21 protein-coding genes are annotated in these 22463 nt (G+C 71.1%); 8 read left to right on the top strand and 13 right to left on the bottom strand.

All coding sequences use genetic code 11. The features are described 5' to 3' along the window. Positions 1-7 precede the first annotated feature (7 nt). On the top strand, positions 8-289 hold the full coding sequence (locus AC0VYD_RS03065) for a hypothetical protein (protein WP_475478490.1): 282 nt from the start codon (positions 8-10) through the stop codon (positions 287-289). Between the two features lie 131 nt (positions 290-420). Here the strand turns inward: AC0VYD_RS03065 and AC0VYD_RS03060 are convergent, their stop codons facing one another. The 3 genes from AC0VYD_RS03060 to AC0VYD_RS03050 form a co-directional block, all read right to left on the bottom strand. Next, positions 421-624 (bottom strand): hypothetical protein, encoded by a 204-nt coding sequence (locus tag AC0VYD_RS03060; RefSeq protein ID WP_475478489.1) that lies wholly within the window; start codon positions 622-624, stop codon positions 421-423. A 79-nt stretch (positions 625-703) separates the two neighbouring features. After that, positions 704-2629 carry an ICP22 family protein gene (locus tag AC0VYD_RS03055; protein ID WP_475478488.1) on the bottom strand — a complete coding sequence of 642 codons (1926 nt, stop codon included), beginning with the start codon at positions 2627-2629 and terminating at the stop codon, positions 704-706. A 102-nt stretch (positions 2630-2731) separates the two neighbouring features. Continuing rightward, positions 2732-3355 carry a hypothetical protein gene (locus tag AC0VYD_RS03050; protein ID WP_475478487.1) on the bottom strand — a complete coding sequence of 208 codons (624 nt, stop codon included), beginning with the start codon at positions 3353-3355 and terminating at the stop codon, positions 2732-2734. A gap of 307 nt (positions 3356-3662) precedes the next feature. Between AC0VYD_RS03050 and AC0VYD_RS03045 the strand changes: the two genes are divergently transcribed. Next, complete coding sequence (locus AC0VYD_RS03045) at positions 3663-4757, top strand: DUF418 domain-containing protein (RefSeq protein ID WP_475478486.1); 1095 nt, start codon at positions 3663-3665, stop codon at positions 4755-4757. 93 nt (positions 4758-4850) lie between these two features. On the opposite strand, the gene AC0VYD_RS03040 is transcribed toward AC0VYD_RS03045, so the two are convergent. The 3 genes from AC0VYD_RS03040 to AC0VYD_RS03030 form a co-directional block, all read right to left on the bottom strand. Further along, entirely contained in the window at positions 4851-5633 is a 783-nt protein-coding gene (locus tag AC0VYD_RS03040; protein WP_475478485.1) for a lysostaphin resistance A-like protein, read from the bottom strand. Next, on the bottom strand, positions 5630-6253 hold the full coding sequence (locus AC0VYD_RS03035; protein WP_475478484.1) for a hypothetical protein: 624 nt from the start codon (positions 6251-6253) through the stop codon (positions 5630-5632). The genes AC0VYD_RS03040 and AC0VYD_RS03035 overlap by 4 nt, the downstream gene beginning before the upstream one ends. Before the next feature lie 211 nt (positions 6254-6464). Continuing rightward, positions 6465-7559 carry a hypothetical protein gene (locus AC0VYD_RS03030; RefSeq protein ID WP_475478483.1) on the bottom strand — a complete coding sequence of 365 codons (1095 nt, stop codon included), beginning with the start codon at positions 7557-7559 and terminating at the stop codon, positions 6465-6467. Positions 7560-7652: 93 nt separating this feature from the next. Between AC0VYD_RS03030 and AC0VYD_RS03025 the strand changes: the two genes are divergently transcribed. Beyond that, positions 7653-8372, top strand: a complete 720-nt coding sequence (locus tag AC0VYD_RS03025; RefSeq protein WP_475478482.1) for a 3-keto-5-aminohexanoate cleavage protein — start codon at positions 7653-7655, stop codon at positions 8370-8372. Positions 8373-8560: 188 nt separating this feature from the next. Here AC0VYD_RS03025 and thpR read toward each other — a convergent pair whose 3' ends face one another. The 3 genes from thpR to AC0VYD_RS03010 all read right to left on the bottom strand — a co-directional run bounded on the left by thpR (position 8561) and on the right by AC0VYD_RS03010 (position 12239). Next, positions 8561-9142, bottom strand: a complete 582-nt coding sequence (thpR, locus tag AC0VYD_RS03020; RefSeq protein WP_475478481.1) for an RNA 2',3'-cyclic phosphodiesterase — start codon at positions 9140-9142, stop codon at positions 8561-8563. A gap of 25 nt (positions 9143-9167) precedes the next feature. Continuing rightward, positions 9168-10619, bottom strand: a complete 1452-nt coding sequence (locus AC0VYD_RS03015; protein ID WP_475478480.1) for an MFS transporter — start codon at positions 10617-10619, stop codon at positions 9168-9170. Positions 10620-10781: 162 nt separating this feature from the next. After that, complete coding sequence (locus AC0VYD_RS03010; RefSeq protein ID WP_475478479.1) at positions 10782-12239, bottom strand: NCS2 family permease; 1458 nt, start codon at positions 12237-12239, stop codon at positions 10782-10784. A 221-nt stretch (positions 12240-12460) separates the two neighbouring features. On the opposite strand from AC0VYD_RS03010, the gene AC0VYD_RS03005 reads away from it, so the two are divergent. Beyond that, entirely contained in the window at positions 12461-12736 is a 276-nt protein-coding gene (locus tag AC0VYD_RS03005; RefSeq protein WP_475478478.1) for a DUF2530 domain-containing protein, read from the top strand. Between the two features lie 53 nt (positions 12737-12789). Next, positions 12790-14292, top strand: coding sequence for a DUF7059 domain-containing protein (locus tag AC0VYD_RS03000; RefSeq protein ID WP_475478477.1), 1503 nt, complete (start codon positions 12790-12792; stop codon positions 14290-14292). 69 nt (positions 14293-14361) lie between these two features. Here the strand turns inward: AC0VYD_RS03000 and AC0VYD_RS02995 are convergent, their stop codons facing one another. Further along, on the bottom strand, positions 14362-15933 hold the full coding sequence (locus AC0VYD_RS02995) for an MFS transporter (protein WP_475478476.1): 1572 nt from the start codon (positions 15931-15933) through the stop codon (positions 14362-14364). 199 nt (positions 15934-16132) lie between these two features. Between AC0VYD_RS02995 and AC0VYD_RS02990 the strand changes: the two genes are divergently transcribed. Continuing rightward, positions 16133-17008 carry an MOSC domain-containing protein gene (locus AC0VYD_RS02990; RefSeq protein ID WP_475478475.1) on the top strand — a complete coding sequence of 292 codons (876 nt, stop codon included), beginning with the start codon at positions 16133-16135 and terminating at the stop codon, positions 17006-17008. A 95-nt stretch (positions 17009-17103) separates the two neighbouring features. Here the strand turns inward: AC0VYD_RS02990 and AC0VYD_RS02985 are convergent, their stop codons facing one another. Next, on the bottom strand, positions 17104-17337 hold the full coding sequence (locus tag AC0VYD_RS02985; RefSeq protein ID WP_475478474.1) for a GntR family transcriptional regulator: 234 nt from the start codon (positions 17335-17337) through the stop codon (positions 17104-17106). Positions 17338-17491: 154 nt separating this feature from the next. On the opposite strand from AC0VYD_RS02985, the gene AC0VYD_RS02980 reads away from it, so the two are divergent. After that, entirely contained in the window at positions 17492-17860 is a 369-nt protein-coding gene (locus AC0VYD_RS02980) for a hypothetical protein (RefSeq protein ID WP_475478473.1), read from the top strand. Further along, on the top strand, positions 17857-18210 hold the full coding sequence (locus AC0VYD_RS02975; RefSeq protein WP_475478472.1) for a hypothetical protein: 354 nt from the start codon (positions 17857-17859) through the stop codon (positions 18208-18210). The genes AC0VYD_RS02980 and AC0VYD_RS02975 overlap by 4 nt, the downstream gene beginning before the upstream one ends. An 84-nt stretch (positions 18211-18294) precedes the next feature. Here the strand turns inward: AC0VYD_RS02975 and AC0VYD_RS02970 are convergent, their stop codons facing one another. Continuing rightward, positions 18295-21435 carry a sacsin N-terminal ATP-binding-like domain-containing protein gene (locus AC0VYD_RS02970; protein WP_475478471.1) on the bottom strand — a complete coding sequence of 1047 codons (3141 nt, stop codon included), beginning with the start codon at positions 21433-21435 and terminating at the stop codon, positions 18295-18297. Between the two features lie 238 nt (positions 21436-21673). Beyond that, positions 21674-22429, bottom strand: a complete 756-nt coding sequence (locus AC0VYD_RS02965) for a DUF3027 domain-containing protein (protein ID WP_475480164.1) — start codon at positions 22427-22429, stop codon at positions 21674-21676. Positions 22430-22463 lie beyond the last annotated feature (34 nt).

Raw genomic sequence — 22463 nt, 5'->3', positions numbered from 1 at the left:
GGAGTCCATGCCCCTGAACGGAACCGACTCGTACGGTCGGCGTTCGCTCAACCTGCGACGCCTGATTGCCGTGTGCGTCGCCGTGGCGATGCTGTGGGGGCTGTTCTGGCTGGTCTTCCGGTCCGGCCTGACCGACCCGGTGGTGGAACTGGCCAGCCCCGTCTTCGACCGCCTGATCGCGATGGTCAACGAACCACTGGGCATCGATTGGGGAGGCCAGTTTCTGGCCATCGCCGCGATCATCATCCCCCATCTTCTGGTACTGCTCTTTATCTTCGACCAGAACTAGGAGCACTCCCCATGCGGAGGAGGTGCACGGGAGGTCCTCCCCTCCTGTGCACCCCTCCGTGTTGCTTCGCCGACTTCTCCTGCGGTCTCAGCGGGCTCGTGGCCCGCTGTCACCGAAGATGCGACGGAATGTCACTTCTCCTGGTCCGGGTACCCGTCCGTCTCGGCCGACCGTTTCGCGTCCCAACCGACGCCGCCGCCCCGAGCGATACGCTCCTGCGCCTTCTTCTCCATTTCCTCCCAGAGTTCATCGTCCTCTCCAGGCACAAAACCCATGAGCCCTTTGAAGTCGATCGCATCCACAATGGATTCCTTCGGAGCCTTGGACTCTTCCATCGCCCTGCCTTCCTCTGTTGAGTTTCTGGTCACTGTTCATATCAGTCGGAAGTCTACTCAGCCGCCGGTTTCAGGATTCTCACCTGGACGGCTCTTCTTCCCTGGGGGAAGCGACCTGCGGACCGCCCTGGCGCTGGCCTGTCGGCCAGGTCTGCGGCCCTTCTGAGGCCAACCTGCTCAGGTGATCACTGATTCGCGCCTGTGGCGCGTCCTTTTGCCGTGGTGCCTCCGAGTCCTGTCCCCTGTCCTGCGGGGCCGATCCATCGACCGGTTCTCCTCTGCCAGTCTGGTCCGATTCCTCGGGTCCGTTCTCGAACGGTCTCGGACCGCCATCACGTTCATGGTCTTCCGGTGTAGGCACGTCCACAGCGGCTTCGGGGTCGTTGGTGGCCTCAAGCTCGTCCGTGGGTTCGGGGCCAGCCGTGACCTCAGGATCGTCGGTGGCTTCAGGTTCTTCCGTGGGCTCAGGCCCCTCCATGGTTCCAGGCTCTTCTTCCGCGGCCTCGGGGCCAGCAGGGGCCTCAGGGTCAACATCATTGCCCCGGCCGGGCTCTGAGGGCGCCTCCTGTCCCGGTTCGGACCGGACCTGCGCCTCCCCCTGCTGCTCCCGCTCGGTCGCCACCCGCTCGCCGAAGTCCCGGTATTCCTCAACGAGGTACTGCATCCTCTGTTCCCACTCGGGCCCCAGGCTCTGGCGCCACTGCGCCATCTTCTCCGGGTGTGTCTCCTCCAGGGTCCGCATGGCTTCGGAGAGCCCGCCCGCGTACACCAGCTTCTGGGCCTGGTCACTGAGCCCGTCACCCCGCATGGACGAGAACATCGCCCGGGAGCGGTTCAGCCGTGCGCGCGCCTCGGGGTCATCGGTCTTCTCGACCGATTCGGGATACTTGCGAGTGGCGGAGCCGATGACGTACTGCTCCATGGCCGCGCCGAACTCGGCCGGAGTGCTCGCACTGGCCAGTTCGCCGTAAATACTCTGGGCAACGGCGGTGCGGTGACCGTCGGCGTCCATCGGCTCTCTCAGGTTGAGCGGGCCTTCGGTGAGCTTTTCACCGGTATGGGCGTTGACGTAGTTCCCGTCCCAGACCTGCATCGGCTCGGCACTACCCGGCCGGAACACTTCCTGTGCATCGGTCTTGACGTACTGGCCGTGACCCAGTTCGCCAAAGGGCGCCGCTTGACCAGGGTCGCGGTCGATGAGGTGGCCGACGATGACGCGCATATTGCGGTCCACCGCAGCGCGGTCCAGGCCGTCAGTCCGAATGCGCTCGTTGAGTGCGTTCAGTGCACTCTCATAGTTCTGTCTGACCTTTTCCCGGTCGGCTCCGGGTCTGCGCATCTCGTCGTAGGCGTTTTGTGTGATGCCTACCTGCACCAGCGCGGCACTGTGTTCAGTGAACGGCTCAGGGGTGCGCGGCCCCCGCCGCAGGGTAGCTTCCAACAGCTTGCGGAACCGCCCGGTGCCCGCGTTGCGGCCGGTTCCCTGCCCACGGGGCCCTGATTCCCGGCTGGGGTTCCCGACCTGCCCGTTGATGTCCGCCATCATGAACGCGTACATCTGGTCGGCATGCTGCCCCATGTCGGGGCGGAACTTCTGCGAAAGCGACCAGATCACCGACTCCCTGCCAATGGTGGAGATGATGTTTATCGGGCTGATCAGACGCCGGAAAGGAGCGATGCACCGGCGCACGATCCCCGAAACGAACCTCTGGTGCAGACCCCCGAGTTTTCTGCGCTGTTCAGCCGGAGTGGCGTCCTGCGCAGTTATGCCTGACTTGCGAAGAGCCCGCGTGAACCGCCTCTGCTCGCGATCAACCGCGCGTTGGAGCTTGGCACGCTGATCACCGTTAGGCCAGGCCGCCTCTCGCCTGGTCTTCCTGTTTTTGCTTCTTCTTTCCTGGTCGAATTTTTTTTGCTCACTAAGAAGACCCTTGTTTGCCCCAGGTCCTGGCTGGCCCTTGGCTTCATGCGTTTCGGCGTTGAGGCGTCTGCTCTGCTTCGCCACGACCCGCTCCTCTCATTTTTTCTGCCTTAACTTAGCGATAGGCCGCCGCCTGAACCCGATCCGTGCCGACTCAGCTATCTGACTGCTCAGCAGGGTCAGATGCTAACTCTTGATCCAATTACCATTGCTGTCCGTCTGCCAGCCTTCAACCTCGGGATCATGAACGAACAGTTCACCGCCCCGCATGGCAGTTACTTTGACCTGTGCGAATTCTGAGACCGCACCCTCCCCGCCTTCGTCTTCGATCTGCAAAAACAGCACTCTCATGAAGAACTCCACATCGGTCGGCGAGGTTACACACGTAACAGGATTCGTCACTGTTGTGTACTCATCATCGATTTCCAAGGACTCGGTGTGTTTTTTTCCGAACACATGGAAGGCCATGAGCTCTTTCGCGGATTCGCCATCTTCCCCCTCGTTTGTGATGTATTCAATGAGCCGTTCGTGGCCACCGTCAAAATATTCGAACTGGAACTCCATAGCACATTTCGAGGGATCCTCTGCCTCTACTGCAGAGACAGTAATGGATTCGAATACACCATTTTCGACGTAGGACTCGTTCAGCTCGACAAGCTCGTCGGGCAAACGGAACTCGATACTCTCGGCTGGTTCCACTGAGCTCTCGGTAAAGTCGAACGCCACGGAGGAAGAGGAGCAAGCAGTCAGGGCGAGCACAGAGGCCAGGCTCACAGCCGCCAGTCGAACAGGGGCATTAATGCTGGTCACGGGAGTGGACTCCTCAAACTTGGCTGAAAACCCAGGGGGCATAACGCAACCTGTTTTACCGCATCATCCTGCACCCCGGTAGCCGGTACCTCACACGCCCGTATCGAATCCCCGCCGCAGACCTGCAAGAACGTCCGCCGTGGGAGCTCTACCTGGGCCTTTGTCGTCGCGCTCCGCCGTCCTGAGGCGTATTCGCCCCTGGTAATTTCCAGGGATGCGAGCTGAAGGATCAGCGAAGACTCCGGCACCGGGCACTTTGGCCGGAACCGGCCAACGCCTGCTCGTACCGGACCTGGCACGAGGGGCGATGCTGCTCCTCATCGCCGTGGCCAACACCCGCTACTGGTTCAGGCAGGACCCCGACGCGCCCCGGATGATGGAGGACCTCGTCTCGGGCCTGCTGCACCTTTTGGTCGACGCGAGGGCCTACCCGCTCTTCGCACTCCTGCTCGGCTTCGGGCTGGCCGTGCTCGCGCACAGGTCCGTCCAGGCGGGCCTGACCGCTGGTCTCGACCGCGAACAGGCAGAACGGCACGCCACCGCGCTGCTGCGCCGACGGGGCCTGTGGTTGACGGCCTTCGGCGCGGTGCACGCCCTGGTCTTCGCCCAGGACGTCCTGGGGGCCTACGGGCTCATCACGATCACGGTCGCCGGTATCGTCACCGCTCGCCGCTGGCGGGCCGCTCTGGCTCTGGCCGGCGTCGTCTGTGTGCTCTCAACGCTCTTCCTGCTGGTGGTGGGCCCGGAGGCGGCCCTGGACCGCGGTCACGGTTCGGCCGCCCGGGTCCTGTTCGAGGAGGGCCTCACCGGAGCCGTCACCAATCTGGCGGCGTGGGTCGTCCTGGCGCCGGCGACGGTTCTCTCCTCCATGGCGCTGCCCGGCGCACTGCTGGGCGCGTGGTTGGCGGGCCGCGGGCCGATCGAACAACCGCACCGGCACCGACACGGCCTGACAGCCCTGTTCCTGGCCGGGCTCGTCGTACCCGCCGTCGTCACACCGGTGCTCTGGGCGGGCACGGACGGCACCGGTGCCCTGGCACGCGCTCTCGTCGCCTGGCACCAGGGGCTGGCCGGGCTGTTGGCGGGGGCCGCCTACCTGGCTCTCATCGCCCTTGCCGCCGCACACCGCGCAACGGGCACAGGTGTCCTCGGCCGGGCACTGGTAGCCACCGGGAAACGCACCCTGACCGTCTATCTGGCCCAAACCGTACTTTTGGCGTGCACGGCCGGGACACTGCGCCTCGGCGGTGCCGACGCCCTGTCCCCGGCCTGGCAGCTGCTCGTCGCGGCCGCCGCCTGGTCGCTCCCGGTACTGGCGTGCTCCCTGGCCGAGCGGCACGGGGCCCAGGGGCCCGCCGAGCGACTGCTTCGTCACCTGGTGGCCGCGAACACGCGAAGGTGACGCTCCCCCGGCACCGCGTGGGACAACGGCCCCATCGGCCGGGGCAGGCAACGAAACCCGCGCCGCTTCCCGGGTACGGGCGGCGGCACACGGTCACCGGGACAGGGCCTTCCCCTCACGGTCGCCTCCGGCCGTGACCGGGTGCACCGCCACCAGGACGGCGACCACACCCGTCAGTGCGACCGAGAACACCACGGGGGTCGCCATCGCCTCGACCAGGTACACGGGAACCAGGGCCGAGGCGAGATTGAACAGCGCGTGCAACACGATGACCGGCCAGAGCCTGGGAACGTGCTCGTAGACGAAGGCCAGCAGCATCCCCAACGGCAGCGCCACCGCGATCTGCACGGGGTTGCCGTGCAGGGCCGCGAAGGTCACCGAGCTGACCAGGGCCGAAGCGAGGACCGGCCAGCGGCGGCGCAGCAGCGGGTAGATCAGGCCGCGCATGAGCGCCTCCTCACCCGCCGGAGCCGCCACCACCAGGGCGAACAGCAGCAACAACACCGGAACCGTGTTCTGGGCGCTCTGCGCGGCGTCGAAAGCCGGAGAGCCGTACTCGGCGTAGAGCCACACCGCCGATGACTGGCCGCCGATGAAGCACGTCACCAGGCCGACGAGGACGAGCGCCCAGAACCGGGGCTCGTGCGCCTGAGCGGAGACAGGCCGCGGCGGGCGGGCACCCGGCGCCCGGCGCCGCCAGAGGGCGACGGCGCACAGCACCACGAGACCGGAGACGATCGCCCCGAGCACCGCCGAGCCCGAGAGCAGCCCCACCGAAAGCGAGCTGGTGACGTAGAGGGCGAGCCCGCCGACGCACTGGGCACTGATCGCCCACCAGGAACAGGACCGTCCGCCACCGGCTCTCACAGCCGTCATCGCGTCCCGTCGTCCCGGGCGGCCCGCCGGTTGGCTTCCGCGGCCTTCTTCTCCGTTGTCACGTGCATGATCTGGCGTACCCAGAGACCGTTCTGGTAACGGCGCACCCCCTGTTCGGGAGGGCACATCACGAGGATCTGCAGACCGAGCTGCTCAGCCTGGTCGAGCACCAGTCCCGGCAGTGTTTCACGAGCGAACTCGGCGTGGGCCGAGCCGCCCTCCCGCGCCGTCGGGACGAGCATGAGGTTGGCGTCGATCGAACCGATCCGGTCGAGTCCGGTCTCGAAGGTCCCGGCGGCGGCTCGACGCAGCCGCGGAGCCTCGGCCATGGTGACGTCCTCCCCCGGCGCCGGCTCCTCGCTCGGATCGTCATCGGGGACGCGCTGACCGAAGTCGAGCAGTTCGTAGGGCACGCCCTCCCCCTCCAGCGCCAGGGCGACGGCAACCCCTGGCAGCGTGGTCAGGTCCACGAGGCCACGCTGGATGTTCAGGCTCCCCACCAGGCGGGAGACGGTCTCGCGCAGCAGGAACGTCGTCGCCCTGGGGTCGGCGATGAACGCCACGGTCCGTTCGACACGGGGCTCTTCGGTTTCGGTGGTGCCGCTACTGGTATCGGTCATGAGTCGTTCCCGTGCTGTCCGAGGGTGGTTTCGAGCCGTTTCTTCGGTGTCCGCTCGCTCTTGTGCTCATGTGGCGCGGAATCGGCCAGCACGATACCGGACACCCTGTTCGGCCGGGGTACGGCCGCCCCCTCGACCCCCGCGACGACTTCTCGGACACGTCCTGTCCGGGGCGCCCGCGGTGCGGCTCGGCCGCCGCGCCCGGGCGGGGTCAGGTCCGGCGGACCAGGAGGACGATGCCGCCGATCAGCACGACGGCCACCGCGACCCCGCCGAAGATGAGCGGGGCGGCGCCGTTCGACGTTTCCTCCCCGTCCCCGGTGGCTCCGTCCCCGGCCTCCTCGTCCGAGTCCCCGTCTCCGGTCGCGTCGGCGTGGAGCCCGCCCCCGGCGGCCTCGACGGCGGAGTCGGGGAGCTGTTCGCCCTCCAGGGGGACCCGCCAGACCTCGGCGCCGGGGCCCTCGGTCCCGGCCATCAGGGCGGTGCCGTCCGGGGTGAACGCCACCGACTCGCCCTGTTCCGTCTCCGGCAGGTCGAAGGAGCCCACCGAGGCGCCCGGCACCCCGTCGGTCGCGTCGTAGAGGGTCACGCCCCAGTAGGTGCGGATGGCGTAGCGGCTGCCGTCGGGGCTGAACGCGGCGTCGGTGGCGAACAGCGGGGCGGAGTCGACCCTGTTCAGGACGTTCTCGCCGTCTGGGTCCAGGTTCTCCGGGACCGTGTACACACTGCCCGCGAACTCCTTGGACACCACGTACAGGCGTCCGTCGCGCGGGTCGATCATCATCCCCTCGGCGTCGCGGCCCCCGTCCTCGTAGGTGAAGGTGAGCACCGCCGGGTCGATGGTCGTGTCGGCCAGGACCTCGGGTTCGGTGAAGTGGTAGACGCGGACGTTCGGCCAGCTGCCGCCGAAGTTGTCGCCGATGTCGCCGACGAAGACCGTCGGTTTTCCCGCGGGTCCCGGGCCGACGGTGATCGCCTCCCAGTCCCGGAGTTCCACGTTCAGGGCGACGGTGGCGACCGTCTCGCCCTCCTCGTTCACCGCGTACACCTCGGGCGCGAAGTCACCGCTGTCGTTGTGCGTCCACCACACGCCCTCGTGCAGCCTTGAGGGCGCCAGTCCGCTGGACTCGGCGATCCGCTCGTCCTGGAACTCGAAGGCGACCTCCGAACCCTCCGGCCCCTCGCTGCCGCGCGGGTAGTCGGGCCCGCCCGTACCGCCCTCGGGGTGCACGGGCTCGGCCGTGGCGGGTACCGCCGGGGAGAGTGCGAACAGGACGGCCGTGACGAGGGCCAGAGGTCTTCTCATGCCCGCCATCCTGCCAGGAGAAGTCCCGGGTGGCTTGCACCCGGGCGCGAGCGGGCACATTCGGCTTACACGCAGTGCCGCGAGGAGGGACCCATGAGGATCGTCGCCTGTCTCAACGGGGATCGCCGTCCGGGCGCGCACCCGGCCCTGCCCGTGTCCGTCGACCAGCTCGTCACCGACGCCCGCTCGGCGGTGGCCGCGGGCGCCACCGCCGTGCACATCCATCCGCGCGACCACGGGGGCGCGGAGTCACTGGAGCCCCAGGTGGTGTCGGAGCTCATGGAGCGGATGCGCGCCGAGGTCCCGGACGTCCCGGTGTCGCTGACCACGTCCCTGTCCGCGGAGTCCGACCCGTGGCGGCGCTACGACCTGGTGCAGCGGTGGGCCTCCCCGGCCTTACCGGACTCGGTTTCGGTGAACCTGCACGAAGCGGGTTCGGTGGACCTGATCCAGCTGTTGGGCGACCGCCGTGTGGCCGTGGAGGCGGGGGTGTGGACGGTGGAGGCCGCGCGGATCCTGGTCGCCACCCGGGTGGAGGTCGCGGCCGTGCTGGTGGAGCCGACCCAGGTCGCGGCGGAGGACGCCCGGCGCAACGCCGACGCGATCAACTCCCTGCTGGACCGGGCGAAGGTGGGTGTCCCCCGCCTGTTGCACGGCGCGGACGCGACGGCCTGGCCGATGCTGGAGGACGCCCTGGACGCGGGGCTGGACATCCGGATCGGGCTGGAGGACACGATGCGCCTGCCCGACGGCAGGGAGGCGCACGACAACGCGGCACTGGTGGCGCACGCGCTCTCGCTGGCCTCCGCCTGAACCGGGGCCGCCCGGTGTCGCGGGCGACGAACGGCGGGGCGGGCGATGACGGGCCGTCGGTTCCGACCGCGAAGGGTCGCGGCGGGGTCGGGCTCAGCCGAGCAGGGCGCCCAGGACCACGATGAGCATGATCGAGCCGAGCACCACGGGCAGCAGCCAGCGCTGCTTGCGGTTGTTGGTGAGCATGCTCATGACGTGCCCCGCTCCGGTGCTCGTTGGGAATCGCTACCCCAGAGTAGACCCCAGGTCCGAACGGTCCGGTAGCGGTCGGGTTCTCCTGGGCGGCTCTCCACGAAGTCGACCCGGTCCGCCGACCAGTCGGCGGAGGGCACGGGGCCGAGTACGCGCAGGGTCTCGGCGGCGTCCCGGGGCGGCCTGGCCCGGGCCAGGGTGATGTGCGGCACGAAGGGACGTGACGCGACGGGCACGCCCGCGGCGCGGGCGGCCTCCCCCAGGACCTCGGCGAGCTCGTGGAGCCCCTGCCCGCCGACCCCGGCCCAGAGCACCGAGGCCCGCCGGGCCCGGAGGGGGAAGGTGCCCCAGTCCTCCAGGGAGAGGTCGAGGGCGGGGCGGTCCGCCAGCGCGCGGTCCAGCCCCCGGGTGAGTTCGGGTAGCCGGTCCCCGGCCTCACCGAGGAACACCAGGGTGAGGTGCCATTCCCGCGGGGGGCTCCAGCGCAGTCCCCGGGCCGCGGGCCGGGCCGCGCGCACCGCGGACTCCAGTCGTCCGCGAACCGGCGGCGACGGCCACAGCGCGACGAAGAGGCTCATGGGGGCATCCTCCCACCGGGGGCCGTCAACCCCGTAGGTCGGCGCTCCGCTGCGGCTCGGTCCCCCGGCCGGGGCGTTCCCGGGCGGCGGACTCCTCCGCGAGCCGGACGCGCGACCGCTGCGTCGCCGTGTGCCCGGCCTCCCAGGACCGCCCGGTTCTTCCGTCCTCCCCGGGCCTCCCGGATGTCTCGGTCTCCCCGGGCACCTCGGGCTTCCCGGTCTCACCGGTCCGCGGAGCGCGCCGTCTGCGGGGCAGCAGATCCCGGGCCCGGACGTCCTTGGCCCGCATCAGCAGCACGGAGATCACACCGACCACCGCGATGGTCACCACACCGCCGACGGTCAGGCTGGCCTGGGGGCCGAAGGCGTCGGCGATCAGGCCCACCACCGGGGCTCCGATCGGGGCCACGCCCATGAACACCAGCAGGAACATGCTCATCGCGCGGCCGCGCATCTGCGGGTCGACGCTGAGCTGGAAGGTGGCGTTGAGCGTGGTCACGAAGGTCATGAAGAGCACCCCCATCGGAACCAGGACCAGCACGAACGCCACGTAACCGGGCATCAGTCCCGCGGTGAGCTGGGCCGCGCCGAAGCCCATCGAACCGATCAGCACCAGCCGCAGCCGCGGGTACTCGCGGCGAGCGGCCAGGAGGGCGCCGACCAGGGCGCCCACCGCGAGCGCCGCGGCGGCGACCCCGAAGGCCTCGGCCCCGGTCTCGAACACGTTGTTGACCATCAGGGCGATCTGGTTCTGCACGTTGGCGCCGAAGAACTGCACGGCGCCGGCGAGGACCAGCAACAGCACCAGGTCGTGTCTGCCCCCGATGTACCGGAGCCCCTCCCGGATCTGCCCCTTGCCCCGGGGCATGCGCTCGGTGGGGTTGAGGTCGGCGGTGCGGATCATCAGCAGGGCGACGATCGTGAAGGCGAACGAGAGCCCGTTGATCATGAATACGGGGCCGCTGCCGATCAGTCCGATGAGCAGCCCGGCGACGGCGGGGCCGGTGACCCGGCCGAGCTGGAAGCTGGCGCTGTTCAGGGCGATCGCGTTGGGCAGCATCTCCCGGTCGACCATCTCCGGGACGAAGGCCTGCCGTCCCGGGTTGTCGAGCACGGCGATCATGCCCAGGCCGAAGGCGAACAGGTAGACGTGCCAGACCTCGGCGGCGCCGAGTGTGGCCAGCACGCCGAGGGCGACCGCGAGCACGCCCATGGTGGACTGGGTGATGACCAGCAGTCTGCGCTTGTCGAAGCGGTCCACCATGGCGCCGCCCCAGAGCCCGAAGAGGAGCATGGGCAGGAACTGCAGGGCCGTGGTCATCCCCAGCGCGATACCGCTGCCGCCGCTGAGTTGGAGGACCAGCCAGTCCTGGGCGATGCGCTGCATCCAGGTGCCGGGGTTGGAGACGAGCTGGCCGAGGGCGTAGATCCGGTAGTTGCGGACGGCCAGGGAACGGAACATCGCGATACGGCGCATCACTCCCTCCCCGTGGCGGCTCCGCGCCGGGGAGGGACTGAAACGACCACCGTGGAGTGGATTCGGGGCCAGAGAAGTAAACGGCGTTGACTCATCATCTGTGCCAACGCCGTCCACCGGGCCCCGCATTCCCCGGGGCGGAGGGCCGCCCCGGGGACCGGATCAGCTGATCAACGCGGAGATCGGCGCCTCCGCGAAGTGGATCAGGAAGATGACCGAGATCAGCCAGAGGAGGGGGTGGACCCGGCGGCCCCGCCCCGTGACCAGCATGACGAAGGCGTAGCCGAGCAGGCCGAACCCGATGCCGTTGGCGATCGAGTAGGTGAACGGCATCATGATGATCGCCAGGAAGGAGCCGATGCCGATCGCCGGGTCCTTGAAGTCGATCCCGGTCACCTGGGTCATCATCATGAAACCGACGATGACCAGCACCGGGGTGGCCGCCTCGAAGGGGACCAGGGTGACCAGCGGGGTGAAGAGCGTCGAGACGAGGAACATCCCGCCCGTGACGATCGGGGCGACGCCCGTGCGCGCGCCCTCACCGACGCCCGCCGCGGACTCGGCGTAGAGGGTGGCGACCGAGGCGGAGCCGATACCGCCGAGGAGGGTGCCGAAGGCGTCAGCGGTCAGGACTCCGCGGGCGCCCTCGATGTTGCCGTCCTCGTCGGCCAGGTCGCCCTGGTGGGCGACGCCGACCATGGTGCCCATGGTGTCGAAGAAGTCGGCCAGGAGCAGCGTGAAGACCAGCATCACGACGGTGGCGACGCCGACGTCGGAGAATCGGCCGGCGAGGCCGCCCTCGGCGAAGAGGCCGAGGAGGGAGAGGTCGGGCAGGGCGATCAGGTCGCCCGCGCTGGTGGGCAGGCTCGGGACGGTCAGGCCCCAGCCGAGGCGGTCGCCGCCGTCGCCCAGGAGGGTCTCGACCACGATCGCGATGACGGTGGTGACCACGATGCCGATGAGGAGGGCGCCGCGCACGTTGCGCACGTAGAGGGCGATGCTCAGCAGCAGGCCGATGACGAAGATCAGGATCGGCCAGCCGTTGAGGCCGCCCGAGCCGAGCTGGACCGGGGTGCCGTCGCCGGCCTGCACGAAACCGGCGTTGACCAGCCCGATCAGGGCGAGGAAGAGACCCACGCCGACGGCGATCGCGACCTTCAGGCCGGGCGGGATCGCGGCGAAGACCGCGGTACGGAAACCGGTCAGCACCAGGATGAGGAGCAGGACGCCCTCGATGATGATCAGCAGGAACACGTCCGCCCAGGGCATGAGCGGCGCGATGCCGTAGGCGACGACGGCGTTCAGGCCCATGCCCGCCGCGATGGCGAACGGGTAGCGGCTGACGACGCCCATGAGGACACAGGAGAGGGCGGCGACCAGGGCGGTCATCGCGGCGACGCCGGGGATGCCCAGGGTCTCGCCGTTGACGTCCTCGGCGGTGCCGATGATCAGCGGGTTGAGGACGACGATGTAGGCCATGGCGAAGAAGGTCGCCAGACCGCCGCGGATCTCGGTGCCCAGGGTCGAGCCGCGCTCGGAGATGCGGAAGAAGCCGCCCGAGCCCTTGGGGACCCGGTCCTGGGCAGGTACGTCGGAGGGGGATGGATTCGGTGATTTCACGTCGTCAGCCTGACCTGGTCGTGTTACTGGACAACAAGGATTCTGCGCCAGATTAGTTGCATCTTCGTACAACACAGGCCACGTGTTTCACATCAGTTTCATAGAAAACACCATATGGTGGGATGATCCGCTCCTTGGCTGTGACCAACACATCCCCGCTCCGAGCAGGGGCGACGGCTGCTCCCCTCCCCTCGCGGCAGACCAGCGGATAGCCTGGGCCCGTGCCCAAACCTCGCCAGCCAGACCCCGAAGTCCACGAGAGCGACTACCGCGTTCCGGCGGCCCTCGGCACCCTCGCGTGGGCGGTCGCGCTCGTGGTGCTCCTTGCCATGGGCGACGGCCTGCCCTCCTCGGAGCGGTGGTGGATCGGCGTCTGTGTGACCGGGATCGCCCTCGGCGTCTTCGGTTTCCTCTACATCCCGCGCCTGCTCCGCAAACGCGACGAAGCTGCGGATCGGGTCACCGAACGGACGGCCGACGGTTCCGGGGCCCGCTGAACCGGATCGCCGCACCCACCGGGGCACTTTGCCGCCTGCCCGATAATGGGCGGGTGTCTGAGACAGAATTCCCACTCCCGCGCGGTCTCGCCGACCGCCTACGCGACATCCTCGTCGACGCCGACTACACGGTGTCCGGTGTCCGCGACCGCCTCGGCGACGCCGCAGCGAAGGCCCTGGCCCGCGAGCAGCTCGTGCCCGCACTGCGCGCCACGGGCGGGGAGGAACGCCTCGGACTGCTCCTGCGCCTGTGGTGGCTCCAGACCCCGATCCCGGCGCGCGCGGCCCGTTCCATCCTCCCCGTCGACGAACTCGCCGAGGCCGGTCTGATCACCGTGGAGGAGGGACCCGACGGCCCCGCCGTCCGCGCCCTCGTCCACCTGGGCCCCTGGGAGCTGGAGGACGGCCGCCCGGGCTTCGTCGTCTCCGACCCCAAGGTGCGCCCCGGCAGCGGAACCGTCCCCGGGAACGACCACGTGGTCGGCGCGGGCGGCGCCTCCGCCAACCTCTCCCGGCTGATCGTGGACGGCCCCTTCGAACGCGCCCTGGACCTGGGTACCGGCTGCGGGGTCCAGGCCCTGCACCTGGCCTCCCGGGCCCGCGAGGTGGTCGCCACCGACCTCAACCCGCGTGCGGTGCGCCTGGCCGGGATCAGCCTGGCCCTGTCCGGTGTCACCGACGCCCGGCTGGCCCAGGGCTCGCTGTTCGAGCCGGTCAGGGACGAGCGCTTCGACCTGATCGTGTCCAACCCGCCGTTCGTCATCACCCCCGAGTCGGCCCGCTTCACCTACCGCGAGTCCGACCTGCCCGGTGACACCGTGTGCGCGGAGCTGGTCCGCCAGGCCCCCGCACACCTCACCGAGGGCGGCTGGGCCCAGTTCCTGGCGAACTGGACGCACACCGACGGCGACGACTGGGCGGACCGGGTCGGCGGCTGGATCACCGGCACCGGGTGCTCCGGCTGGGTCGTGCAGCGCGACGTCCAGGACCCCGCCGAGTACGTGGAGCTGTGGCTGCGCGACTCCTGCGAGCACGGCACCCCCGAGTACACCCGGCGCTACGACGCCTGGCTGGACTACTTCGACCGCGAGGGCATCAAGGGCATCGGCTTCGGCTGGATCAGCCTGCGCAACGACGTCGCCCAGGACGCCACCGTGAAGGTGGAGGAGTTGAGGCACGAGGTCGAGCAGCCGGTCGGACCGTACCTGCCGGACGTGGTGGACGGGGCGATGACCGCCCACCGCCTCACCGACGCGGCCCTGCTGTCCGCCCACGTCGCCCTGGTTCCGGGCGTGGTCGAGGAGCGCGTGGCCGTGCCCGGGGCGCCCGACCCCGAGAAGATCGTCCTACGCCAGCGCGAGGGGCTGCGCCGGGTCGCCCGCATCGGGACCGTGGAGGCGGCCCTGGCCAGCGTCTGCGACGGCACCATGCCGGTCGGCCCGCTGCTGGACGCCATCGCCGAACTCATGGGTGAGGACCCGGCCCTGCTCCGCGAACGCACCCCGGAGGCCCTGCGCACCCTGATCTCCGAGGGCTTCTTCCGCGTCGCCCGCTGACGGAGGGGCCGAACGTCCCGGGCGCCCGGGACGGCCAGCGGGACCGGCGACCCGGGCACTCGCCGCGGTCTACTCGCCCGGCGCCGCCGCCCTGTACGCGCCCTGGTCCGGTGACGGCGGCACGGGCGCGCCCCGTTTGTGCAGGAAGCTGAAGGCACTCGCCGCCAACAGCGCGGTGGCGGCGACGACCAGCGTCGCCCGGTAGCCGTTGTCGAAGGCCTGGGTGGCCGCCTCCAGCAGGGCCCGCGCGCCCGCGGTGTCCATCCCCTCGGCGGCGGCGCGGGCCTCGTCCAACCCCTCGGCAGCCGAGGCGGGCGCCTGGCCGGGCAGGGCGACGGTCCGGGTGTACACGGCGGCCATCAGACTGCCCAGGACCGCGACGCCGGTCAGGCTGCCGAGCTCGTAGGAGACCTCCTCCACCGACGCGGCCATCCCCGCCCGGTGCGCGGGGGCGCTGCCCACGATCGCGGCGGAGGCGGCGGTCATCGCAGCACCCGTGCCCGCCCCCATCACCAGCAGCCCAGCGACGGTCCAGACCAGCGGGGCGGAGGCGGACGCCAACACGCCCGCGGTGCCCAGGGCGGTGGCCAGCAGGCCCGCGCCCATCACCGGCCGGGCGCCCAGCCGGTACAGCAGCGCGCCGACGGTGACGCCCACCGGCAGGGCGCCGAGCGCCGTCGCGGCCACGGTGAGCCCCGACTGCAGGGGTGAGTAGCCCAGCACCAGCTGGAGGCGCTGGGTGAGGACCAGCTGCACCCCGGCGAGCGCGAACATCCCCATCCCCGCGGCGAGCACACCGATGAGGATGCGCGGATCGCGCAGGAGCGCGAAGTCGATCAGCGGGTGGGCCTGCCCGCGCTGGCGCCGTACGAAGCTCCAGAAGCCGAGGACGGCCGCGGCCAGGGCCGCCGCGACGGCGAGCGCGGACGGTTCCGGGCCGGTGGCCTCCTTGATCGCGTAGACCACCCCGACCAGACCGGCCATGGCCTGGACCGAGGCCAGCAGGTCCCACGGCCGGTCGGGACTGCCCGAGCCGCCCGGCGCGACCACGGCGGCCAGGACCAGCGCCGCCAGCACGATCGGCACGTTCACCAGGAAGACCGAGCCCCACCAGAAGAACTCCAGCAGCGCACCGCCGGCGATCGGCCCGATCGCGGAACCGACCATCGCCATCGTTCCCCAGATCCCGATCGCGATCCCGCGTTCCCGTTCGTCCGTGAAGGTGATGCGGATCAGCGACAGGGTCGCGGGCATCATCGCCGAGGCGCCCACGGCCAGGAAGGCGCGTGCGGCGACCAGCACGGCCGGGTCGGGCGCGTAGGCGGCGGCCAGCGAGGCCGTGCCGAAGAGCACGAGCCCGATCAGGTACATCCGTTTGTGGCCGACCCGGTCACCGAGTGTCCCGGCCCCCAGCAGCAGGCCCGCCATCACCAGGGGGTAGGCGTTGATGATCCACAGCCGGTCCGAGGCACCGGCGTCGAGCTGCGCGCTGAGGGTCGGCAGCGCGGTGTAGAGGATCGTCATGTCGACCGAGATGAGCAGCAGTCCGGCCGAGACCGCGGCCAGGACCAGCCAGCGCCTGGCTCTGGAGAGCGGGCGGCCGTCCGCCGGCCGGTCCCCGGTTCTGACCGCCTCGCTCACCGGCGCCCACCCGTACTCTCGAACCCGGCCTGTGTGTCCGGGATGTCCGGGATGAGGGTTCTCGCACTCGGTCGCATCCGGTGACTGTATCTTCCGGGGCGGAGGGCCCCGGACGCGGTCCGGCCAGGCGGGCGCCTCCGGCAGCTTCCCCGCGGGCTGGTGCGGTCCCCCCGTCGGCGGTACCGGTAGCGTTTCGGCCATGAGTCCCACTCCCACGGCCCGCGTGTCCGCCCTCGCCGCCTACCCCGTCAAGGGGTGCGCCGGGCTCGCCCTGGACACCGCCGAGATCACCCCGGCGGGGATCACCCACGACCGCTCGTTCATGGTGGTCGACGACTCCGGTGACTTCCGCAGCCAGCGCAGGGACCCCCGGATGGCGCGGATCGTGCCCGAAATCGACGCGGACGGCACCAGGCTGGTGCTGCGCACCGAGGGTTTCGCCCCGGTGAAGGTCGACGTGGACCCCGGGGGCCGCCGCCTGGACGTGACCGTGCACAGCAAGCCCCTGGTGGGCGTGGACCAGGGCGAGGAGGCCGCCGGGTGGCTGACCGAGTTCCTCGGGGAGCCCAGCCGCCTGGTGCGGGTCCCCGACGACCACCGGCGCGAGACCGGCGGGCTCACCCGGGGCACCGCCGGTTTCGCCGACGGGCACGCCGCCGTGATGGCGTCGCTGTCCTCCCTGGACCTGCTGAACGAGCGCATCCTCGCCGCTGGCGGCGACCCGCTGCCAATGGACCGCTTCCGGCCCAACATCGTCGTGTCCGGCTGGCCCGAGGCGCACACCGAGGACCGGGTGCGGTCGGTCCGCCTGGGCAGCGCGGAGCTGGGGTACGCCAAGGTGTGCATCCGGTGCGCGGTCACCACGGTCGACCAGGGCACCGGGGAGAAGCGGGGCCCCGAGCCGCTGCGCGCCCTGGCCGGGTACCGGCGCGCGGACGACGGCGGGGTGGCGTTCTGCTCGAAGTTCGCCGTGACCGCCCCCGGCACCGTCTCCGTGGGCGACGCCCTGGACGTCACCGAGTGGGCCGAGCCCGAGCAGGGCCTGGGGCCGAGGCTGGCCGCGGCCACAGGCTGACCGTCCGGCCGCGAGCCCTGGTTCCCGCCCGGCTCAGGGGCCGTTCCGCGCCGCGGGCGGATGCCGTCCGTGCTCCGCCCGCTGGCCCCCGGCTCTCAGGAGTCGGGGCGCTTCACGTAGGAGCCCATGCCGGGGAAGGTCTCGACCAGGCCACGGCTCCGCAGACCGACCAGGGACTTCTGCGCGGTCGCGGAAGCCACCTGGTATTCCTGCATGATGCTGAGGACGGAGGGGACCCGGTCCCCCGGCCCGTACTCGCCTGCCCGGATACGTCTCTCCAGCTCATCGGTGATCTGAACCCAGCGCGGGAGACCTTCTTTCCACTCCATCTTGAGCACGCTAGGCAGGCCACATATTCCCAGCAATCCAAGAACGCCTAGCATGCTATAGCTGAACTGGTCTATTATCGATCCTTGAATATGAAAGTGGCCCCGCGACGCTGGCACGTCCGGGGCCTGGTCCACCTGGAAAAGGCAGGCAGACGTGAATACCCTACTGTCCCCGTTCGCCGTGCTCGCACGGCTTCTCAGGCCCTCGCGCGGAGTGCACACCAGCCCGTGCGGCTACCTGTGGGAGCTGGGAGCCGAAGCCCGGCGCAACCGTTCCCGCCGGGTACGCCGATACGTCCAGGCGCTCGCTCCCGTCGGGTCCGAGTCCGTCGAACCCGCTCCCCTGCCGACCGCTCACCCGGCGCACCCGTTCACCGCACCCGAACCCACGAACCCCACTCCGCTGGTGCCCGCGCCCCGGAAACCGGTCGAGGACGCCCGACACGAGGAGTTCCCCCAGACGGAGATCGTGCGCGGCCCCTACCTGGCCTGGGAGTCCGCCTGGAAGAGGGCGGCCGCGTGAGCGAGCACACCGACGCCCTGGCCCACCGGCTCACCCGGCTCCTCAACGACCCCGGCCTCGCCGCCGACGCGGTGACCCGGCTGATCTCCGCCGAAGCGGTCTTCGGGTACCTCGACGACGCGCTGCGCTCCGGCGGCGACCTGCCCGCCCGCTGGGCCGCCCGCCCCGACGGCGGCTGCCCGGGATTCCACGAGGTGACCGACCACTACGACGCGCTCTCCGAGGCCCTGCGCTGCACCGGGGAGCCCGTCACCTGCTGGCGGGCCCTCGCCAGGGCCCGGGACCGCTGGGCCCTGCTGAAGGCCGCCCTGGCCTCCGGCTCCCCGCTCCCCGAGCCCTGGGAGCGCTGACCCCGAGCCGGTCGCCCCCGCTGGCCGCGGCTCGGCGGGGGCGACGTGGTGGGACCCCCGCTGACAGCGGGGAAGGGCGGCGTCCTACTCCAGGTCGGCCTCGGCGAGCAGGTACGCGGCGTGCTCCGGGTCCCGCAGCACCGCGGCGAGCAGGTGGCGGCGGGACCACTGCCCGGCCCGCCAGCACAGGGCGCGGGCCAGCCCCTCCGTGCCCGAGGCGTGCACCGAGCCGTCGCCGGTGTACCAGTCCACCTCCACGCCGTCCACCGTGAGCTGCTGGTGGTGCAGGTAGGTGCGGTCCGGTTCGTCGCCGCCCGCGAGGAACAGCGCGGCCTCGTCGGGGACCGCACGGATCCGCCCCGCCGAGTTCACCTTCCCGGTGATGCTCTCCGAGGCCAGGTCCAGGTCGAGCACGTCGGCGAGCCGCTCGGCGGTGTCCGCGGCGGCCAGCACCAGCGGACGGTCCGCCACCAGGGGCAGCAGGTCCGGCGAGTCCACCACCACGGCGTCCTCGGCGTCGGCCACCACGATCGCCCCTCCCCTGACCGCGCGGACCACGGTGGGCGGGGTGACCAGGTCGGTGTCGACGTCGGCCAGGGCCGTCCACAGGCGGCGCAGGGCGGTGCGGCCGACGTGGCGGGCCGGGTCGGCGAGCCGGTTCAGCAGGTCGTCGGCGCCGTCGGGGTCGGCGAGCAGGTCGGCGAGGGTCGTGCGGACGCCGAGCGCCCGGGCGAACTCGGGGTCGACCTCGGCCGGAACCTCGTCGTAGAGGCCCAGGAGCGCTTCCTCGGCGTCGGCGGTGCGCAGCTCGACCGGGGCCCGGTCGTCCAGCAGTGCCCTGCTGCGCAGCCACCAGGAGGTGTAGGAGGGCACGTCGACGACCCGGCCGTCCGGCATGAGCAGCCGCGCGGGTTCGGTGACGGCCGCGCGGAGCGGTCCCCGGGAGAGCATGGCCAGGGCCCGGGGCCAGGCCTCGTCGGCGATGTAGTCGAGGTCGGCGACGCACACCAGTTCGGGGACGACGGGCGGGAGTTCGGGGTCCCCGACGCGTTCGAGGACCTCGTCGGCCCAGTCCTCCAGGCCGTCGGGGCCGTCCTCCCCGGCCGCGCCGTCGAAGGCCCCCGCGAGGTCCTCACCGAGCGCGGCCTCCTCGGCGCGGACCACGGTCAGCCCCCACAGGGCGCCCACCGCGCGCAGGGTGTCGGTGCCGTGGCGGCTGACGAGGTCCTCGTGGACGGTGCCGAAGGGCGCGTCCTCGACCAGCAGACCGGCCAGGGGAGCCCCGGGGACGAGGAGTTCGGCGGCGATCGAGTAGCCGTCCTCGTCGTCGCGCAGGGCCAGTTCGGACAGCCAGGACGCGTCCTCGACGGTCGTCCCGGAGGCGGCGACCAGGTCCAGGACGGCCTCGGCGACGGGCTCGGGGGCCTCCGCGTCCAGGGAGCTCCGGACGGCCGCCTCGGTGTTGGGGTCGGCCAGGACGGTGGCGGCGCCGGCCTCCACCGCACCCAGGCGCAGGAGCAGCGGGTGGACCGCCTCGGGGTGCACCACGCGCACGCCCAGGGTGGCCAGGGCCGCGGGGTCGAGCCGGTTGCCCTCGGCGTCGGCGACCTTCACCCAGTCCTCACTGGGCAGCAGCAGTGAGCGCGGCCCCCGGACGAGGCGGCCGTCGGCCAGCGGGACCGGGAGCGCGCCGAGCTCGTCGAGGTCGGCGCCGCCGCCCCCGGCACTGCCCAGGGCGGCGTAGAGGGAGGACCACCACTGCGGCGGCCGTTGGGTGTCGCCGAGCAGGTCGGCGAGGTCGGCCAGGCCCAGCCGCCGCACCCGCAGCGCGGCCATGGCCGGGTGGCGGGGGCTCCAGGAGCCGGGCAGCAGCGGCGGGACGAGCTCGGCGAGCAGGTCGACCAGTTCGGCGGCGCCGCTCGCGCCGCCGGTGTCCAACAGGACGGCCTCACGCGGAGCGACGGGGAGCCCGACCGCGGTGACCAGGAACGGGGTGTCGAGGAGGGGTTCGGCGACCCGGGCGCGGAAGACCGCGTCGACGGCGCCGCCGCCCACCCGGGTGGCGGGAACCAGGTCGAGTGCGGCCCGGGGGTCGAAGCGGCGCAGGAGCGCGCAGTAGGCGGTGGCGGCCTCCATCAGCAGCAGGTCGGTGGCGGCGCCCGGCTGGACGTCGCGCCGGTCCGATCCCAGGGGGAAGGTGCCGATGAGGACGGCGGGCAGGTCGAGTTCGGTGTCGGTGGGGGTCGGCGCGTGCACGACGTGCTCGACGTCGGCGGGCAGCGTGCCCGCTCCCCCGTCGGGATCGACCGGGACGGCCCAGGTCAGCGACCATACGGCCCGGTCGCGTTCCTCGGTGGGGCGGTCCGCGAGCAGGTTCGGGTCGAACTCGCCGGAGCGGCTGACGGTCCGCCACGGGGTGACCCGGGTGCCGTTGCCGTCGTCGTGCGTGGTGACCAGGTCGATCCCGGCGTCCTCGTCCCCGGGTTCGCGGGTGAGGACCCGTTCGACCCCGTCAGCGGCCACCCGTACCTCGGACAGCCCGTCCAGGGCGAGGAGGAGGGCCTCCCCGGTGCGGTCCAGCAGTTCCCGGACCCGCTCCCGGGCGCTCTCGTCGCGGAGCGTCAGCGTGACGACGGTGTCGTATCCGGGGGCGGGGCGCTCCGGCGCGACGTCGGCGGGGAACGGCAGGCGCAGCATCGGCACGTGTCCCGCGCGGCGGCCCACCTCCTCGGCGAGGTCGGCGTGGGTGCCGTCGGCGCCGAGCAGGTCGGTGACCACGGCGCGGGCGCGTTCGGCGCAGAAGTGCACGGCCGTACCGCCGGAGTCCACGACGACGTCGTCGCTGAGCGCCACCACCGCGGAGAACCCGACCCCGAACCGGCCGGCGGAACCGTGGTCGTCGCGTTTGGTGGACGCCCGCAGGGTGGCCAGTGACTCCACGCCCTCCGGGGTCAGGGGGGCTCCGGTGTTGGCGGCGGTGAGGCGATCGCCGTCCAGGGCCAGCCGGAGGCGGCCGGGGACGCCCGCGCGGCGGGCGGCGTCGGCGGCGTTCTGCGCGAGTTCGACCACCACGCGGTCCCGGTAGCCGCCCAGCGCGAAGTCCTCTTCGGCGTTGGCGTCCTCCCGGAACCGGGCGGGCGCGTCAGCCCACGCCGAGAGCACGCGTCGGCGCAGTTCGGCGGTGTTGAATGGGTCGGCCGCCGAAGCGGTCACCGGCTCGGCCATGATGGTCTCCTCCTGCGCTGGGCGCGCGGTCCGATCGGCCCGGGGCGTGTTCGCGGACACGTACCGGGCCGGGCAGGGCGAGCGTGATGGTAGGTCGACCCTAGCCGACGGCGGGGTCGGGTCAGGTTCTGGCCGGGGCGCGTGGCGCGGACGCGGACAGGGACGGAACCGGGCCCCGTCGCGCTGGCGACGGGGCCCGTTCGTCCGGTGGATCGGCCCGCTGTGACCGTTGTTTCGGTCAGGAGTCGCTGGATACCAGTTCCAGTTCCGTGGTGTCGTCGAAGACGATGTGGTCGTACCCCACCTCGTCGACGACCGGTGCGACCGGCTCGTTCTGCGAGGCGGGGCGGCGGACCTCGGAGTGGGCTCCGCACCCGTGGTCGAGTGAGACGACCTTGCCGTCGTCGGGGGCGTACTCGTTGGTGCACACGCCGAACATCTGGCGCAGCTCCCCGGCGAGCGGGGTCAGGAACCCGCAGGTGGAGCAGCGTGCCGGGGCGGCCGTGGCGATCGGGCTCCGCGGTCCGGCCTCGCCGTTGTACCAGCGTTCCGCCGCCTGCTCGCGTCCGGTCTCGGAGAGGACCTGGCGACGGCCGAGTCCCAGCTCCCACACCATCTGCTTGTCCATGCCCTCGGCGTCGAGCTCGTTTTCGGGCACCTGCGCGTAACCGGGGACGAGTCGTTCGTCGTCCTCTTCGGTGGGGAGCAGGTCCCCCACACCGACGTCGCCGGGGCGCAGGCGTTCCTTCCAGGGCACCCACTCGGGCGCGACGAGGGCACCCTCGCCGGGAAGCAGGACCACCTCGTTGACCGTGACGTTCTTGGCGCGCGAGGCGCGAACGACGGTGACGGAGTAGGTCCATCCCGGGTAGGAGGGGTCCAGGCACTCGAAGTAGTGGGTGACCAGGCGCGTGTCCTCGGCCTGGGCGGTGAGGTGCTCACCGACCCATTCGGGTCGCCCGACCTCCGCCGCAACCGAGCGGGCCAGATCCACCGCGTCGATACATGCCTTGTCCGGTACAGGAGAA

The organism is Nocardiopsis sp. iso_40, from assembly GCF_056173285.1.
This window is presented reverse-complemented; position numbering and strand designations above follow the sequence as displayed.

Bases quoted from the DNA above. Each gene is read 5' to 3' on its own strand.
- AC0VYD_RS03015 (WP_475478480.1), bottom strand. From the start codon at position 10,619: ATGCGCCGTATCGCGATGTTCCGTTCCCTGGCCGTCCGCAACTACCGG.
- AC0VYD_RS03030 (WP_475478483.1), bottom strand. From the start codon at position 7,559: ATGAGAAGACCTCTGGCCCTCGTCACGGCCGTCCTGTTCGCACTCTCC.
- AC0VYD_RS03065 (WP_475478490.1), top strand. From the start codon at position 8: ATGCCCCTGAACGGAACCGACTCGTACGGTCGGCGTTCGCTCAACCTG.
- AC0VYD_RS03025 (WP_475478482.1), top strand. From the start codon at position 7,653: ATGAGGATCGTCGCCTGTCTCAACGGGGATCGCCGTCCGGGCGCGCAC.
- AC0VYD_RS03040 (WP_475478485.1), bottom strand. From the start codon at position 5,633: ATGACGGCTGTGAGAGCCGGTGGCGGACGGTCCTGTTCCTGGTGGGCG.
- AC0VYD_RS02970 (WP_475478471.1), bottom strand. From the start codon at position 21,435: ATGGCCGAGCCGGTGACCGCTTCGGCGGCCGACCCATTCAACACCGCC.
- AC0VYD_RS02985 (WP_475478474.1), bottom strand. From the start codon at position 17,337: ATGGAGTGGAAAGAAGGTCTCCCGCGCTGGGTTCAGATCACCGATGAG.
- thpR (WP_475478481.1), bottom strand. From the start codon at position 9,142: ATGAGCCTCTTCGTCGCGCTGTGGCCGTCGCCGCCGGTTCGCGGACGA.
- AC0VYD_RS02990 (WP_475478475.1), top strand. From the start codon at position 16,133: ATGAGTCCCACTCCCACGGCCCGCGTGTCCGCCCTCGCCGCCTACCCC.
- AC0VYD_RS03060 (WP_475478489.1), bottom strand. From the start codon at position 624: ATGGAAGAGTCCAAGGCTCCGAAGGAATCCATTGTGGATGCGATCGAC.
- AC0VYD_RS03045 (WP_475478486.1), top strand. From the start codon at position 3,663: ATGCTGCTCCTCATCGCCGTGGCCAACACCCGCTACTGGTTCAGGCAG.
- AC0VYD_RS03035 (WP_475478484.1), bottom strand. From the start codon at position 6,253: ATGACCGATACCAGTAGCGGCACCACCGAAACCGAAGAGCCCCGTGTC.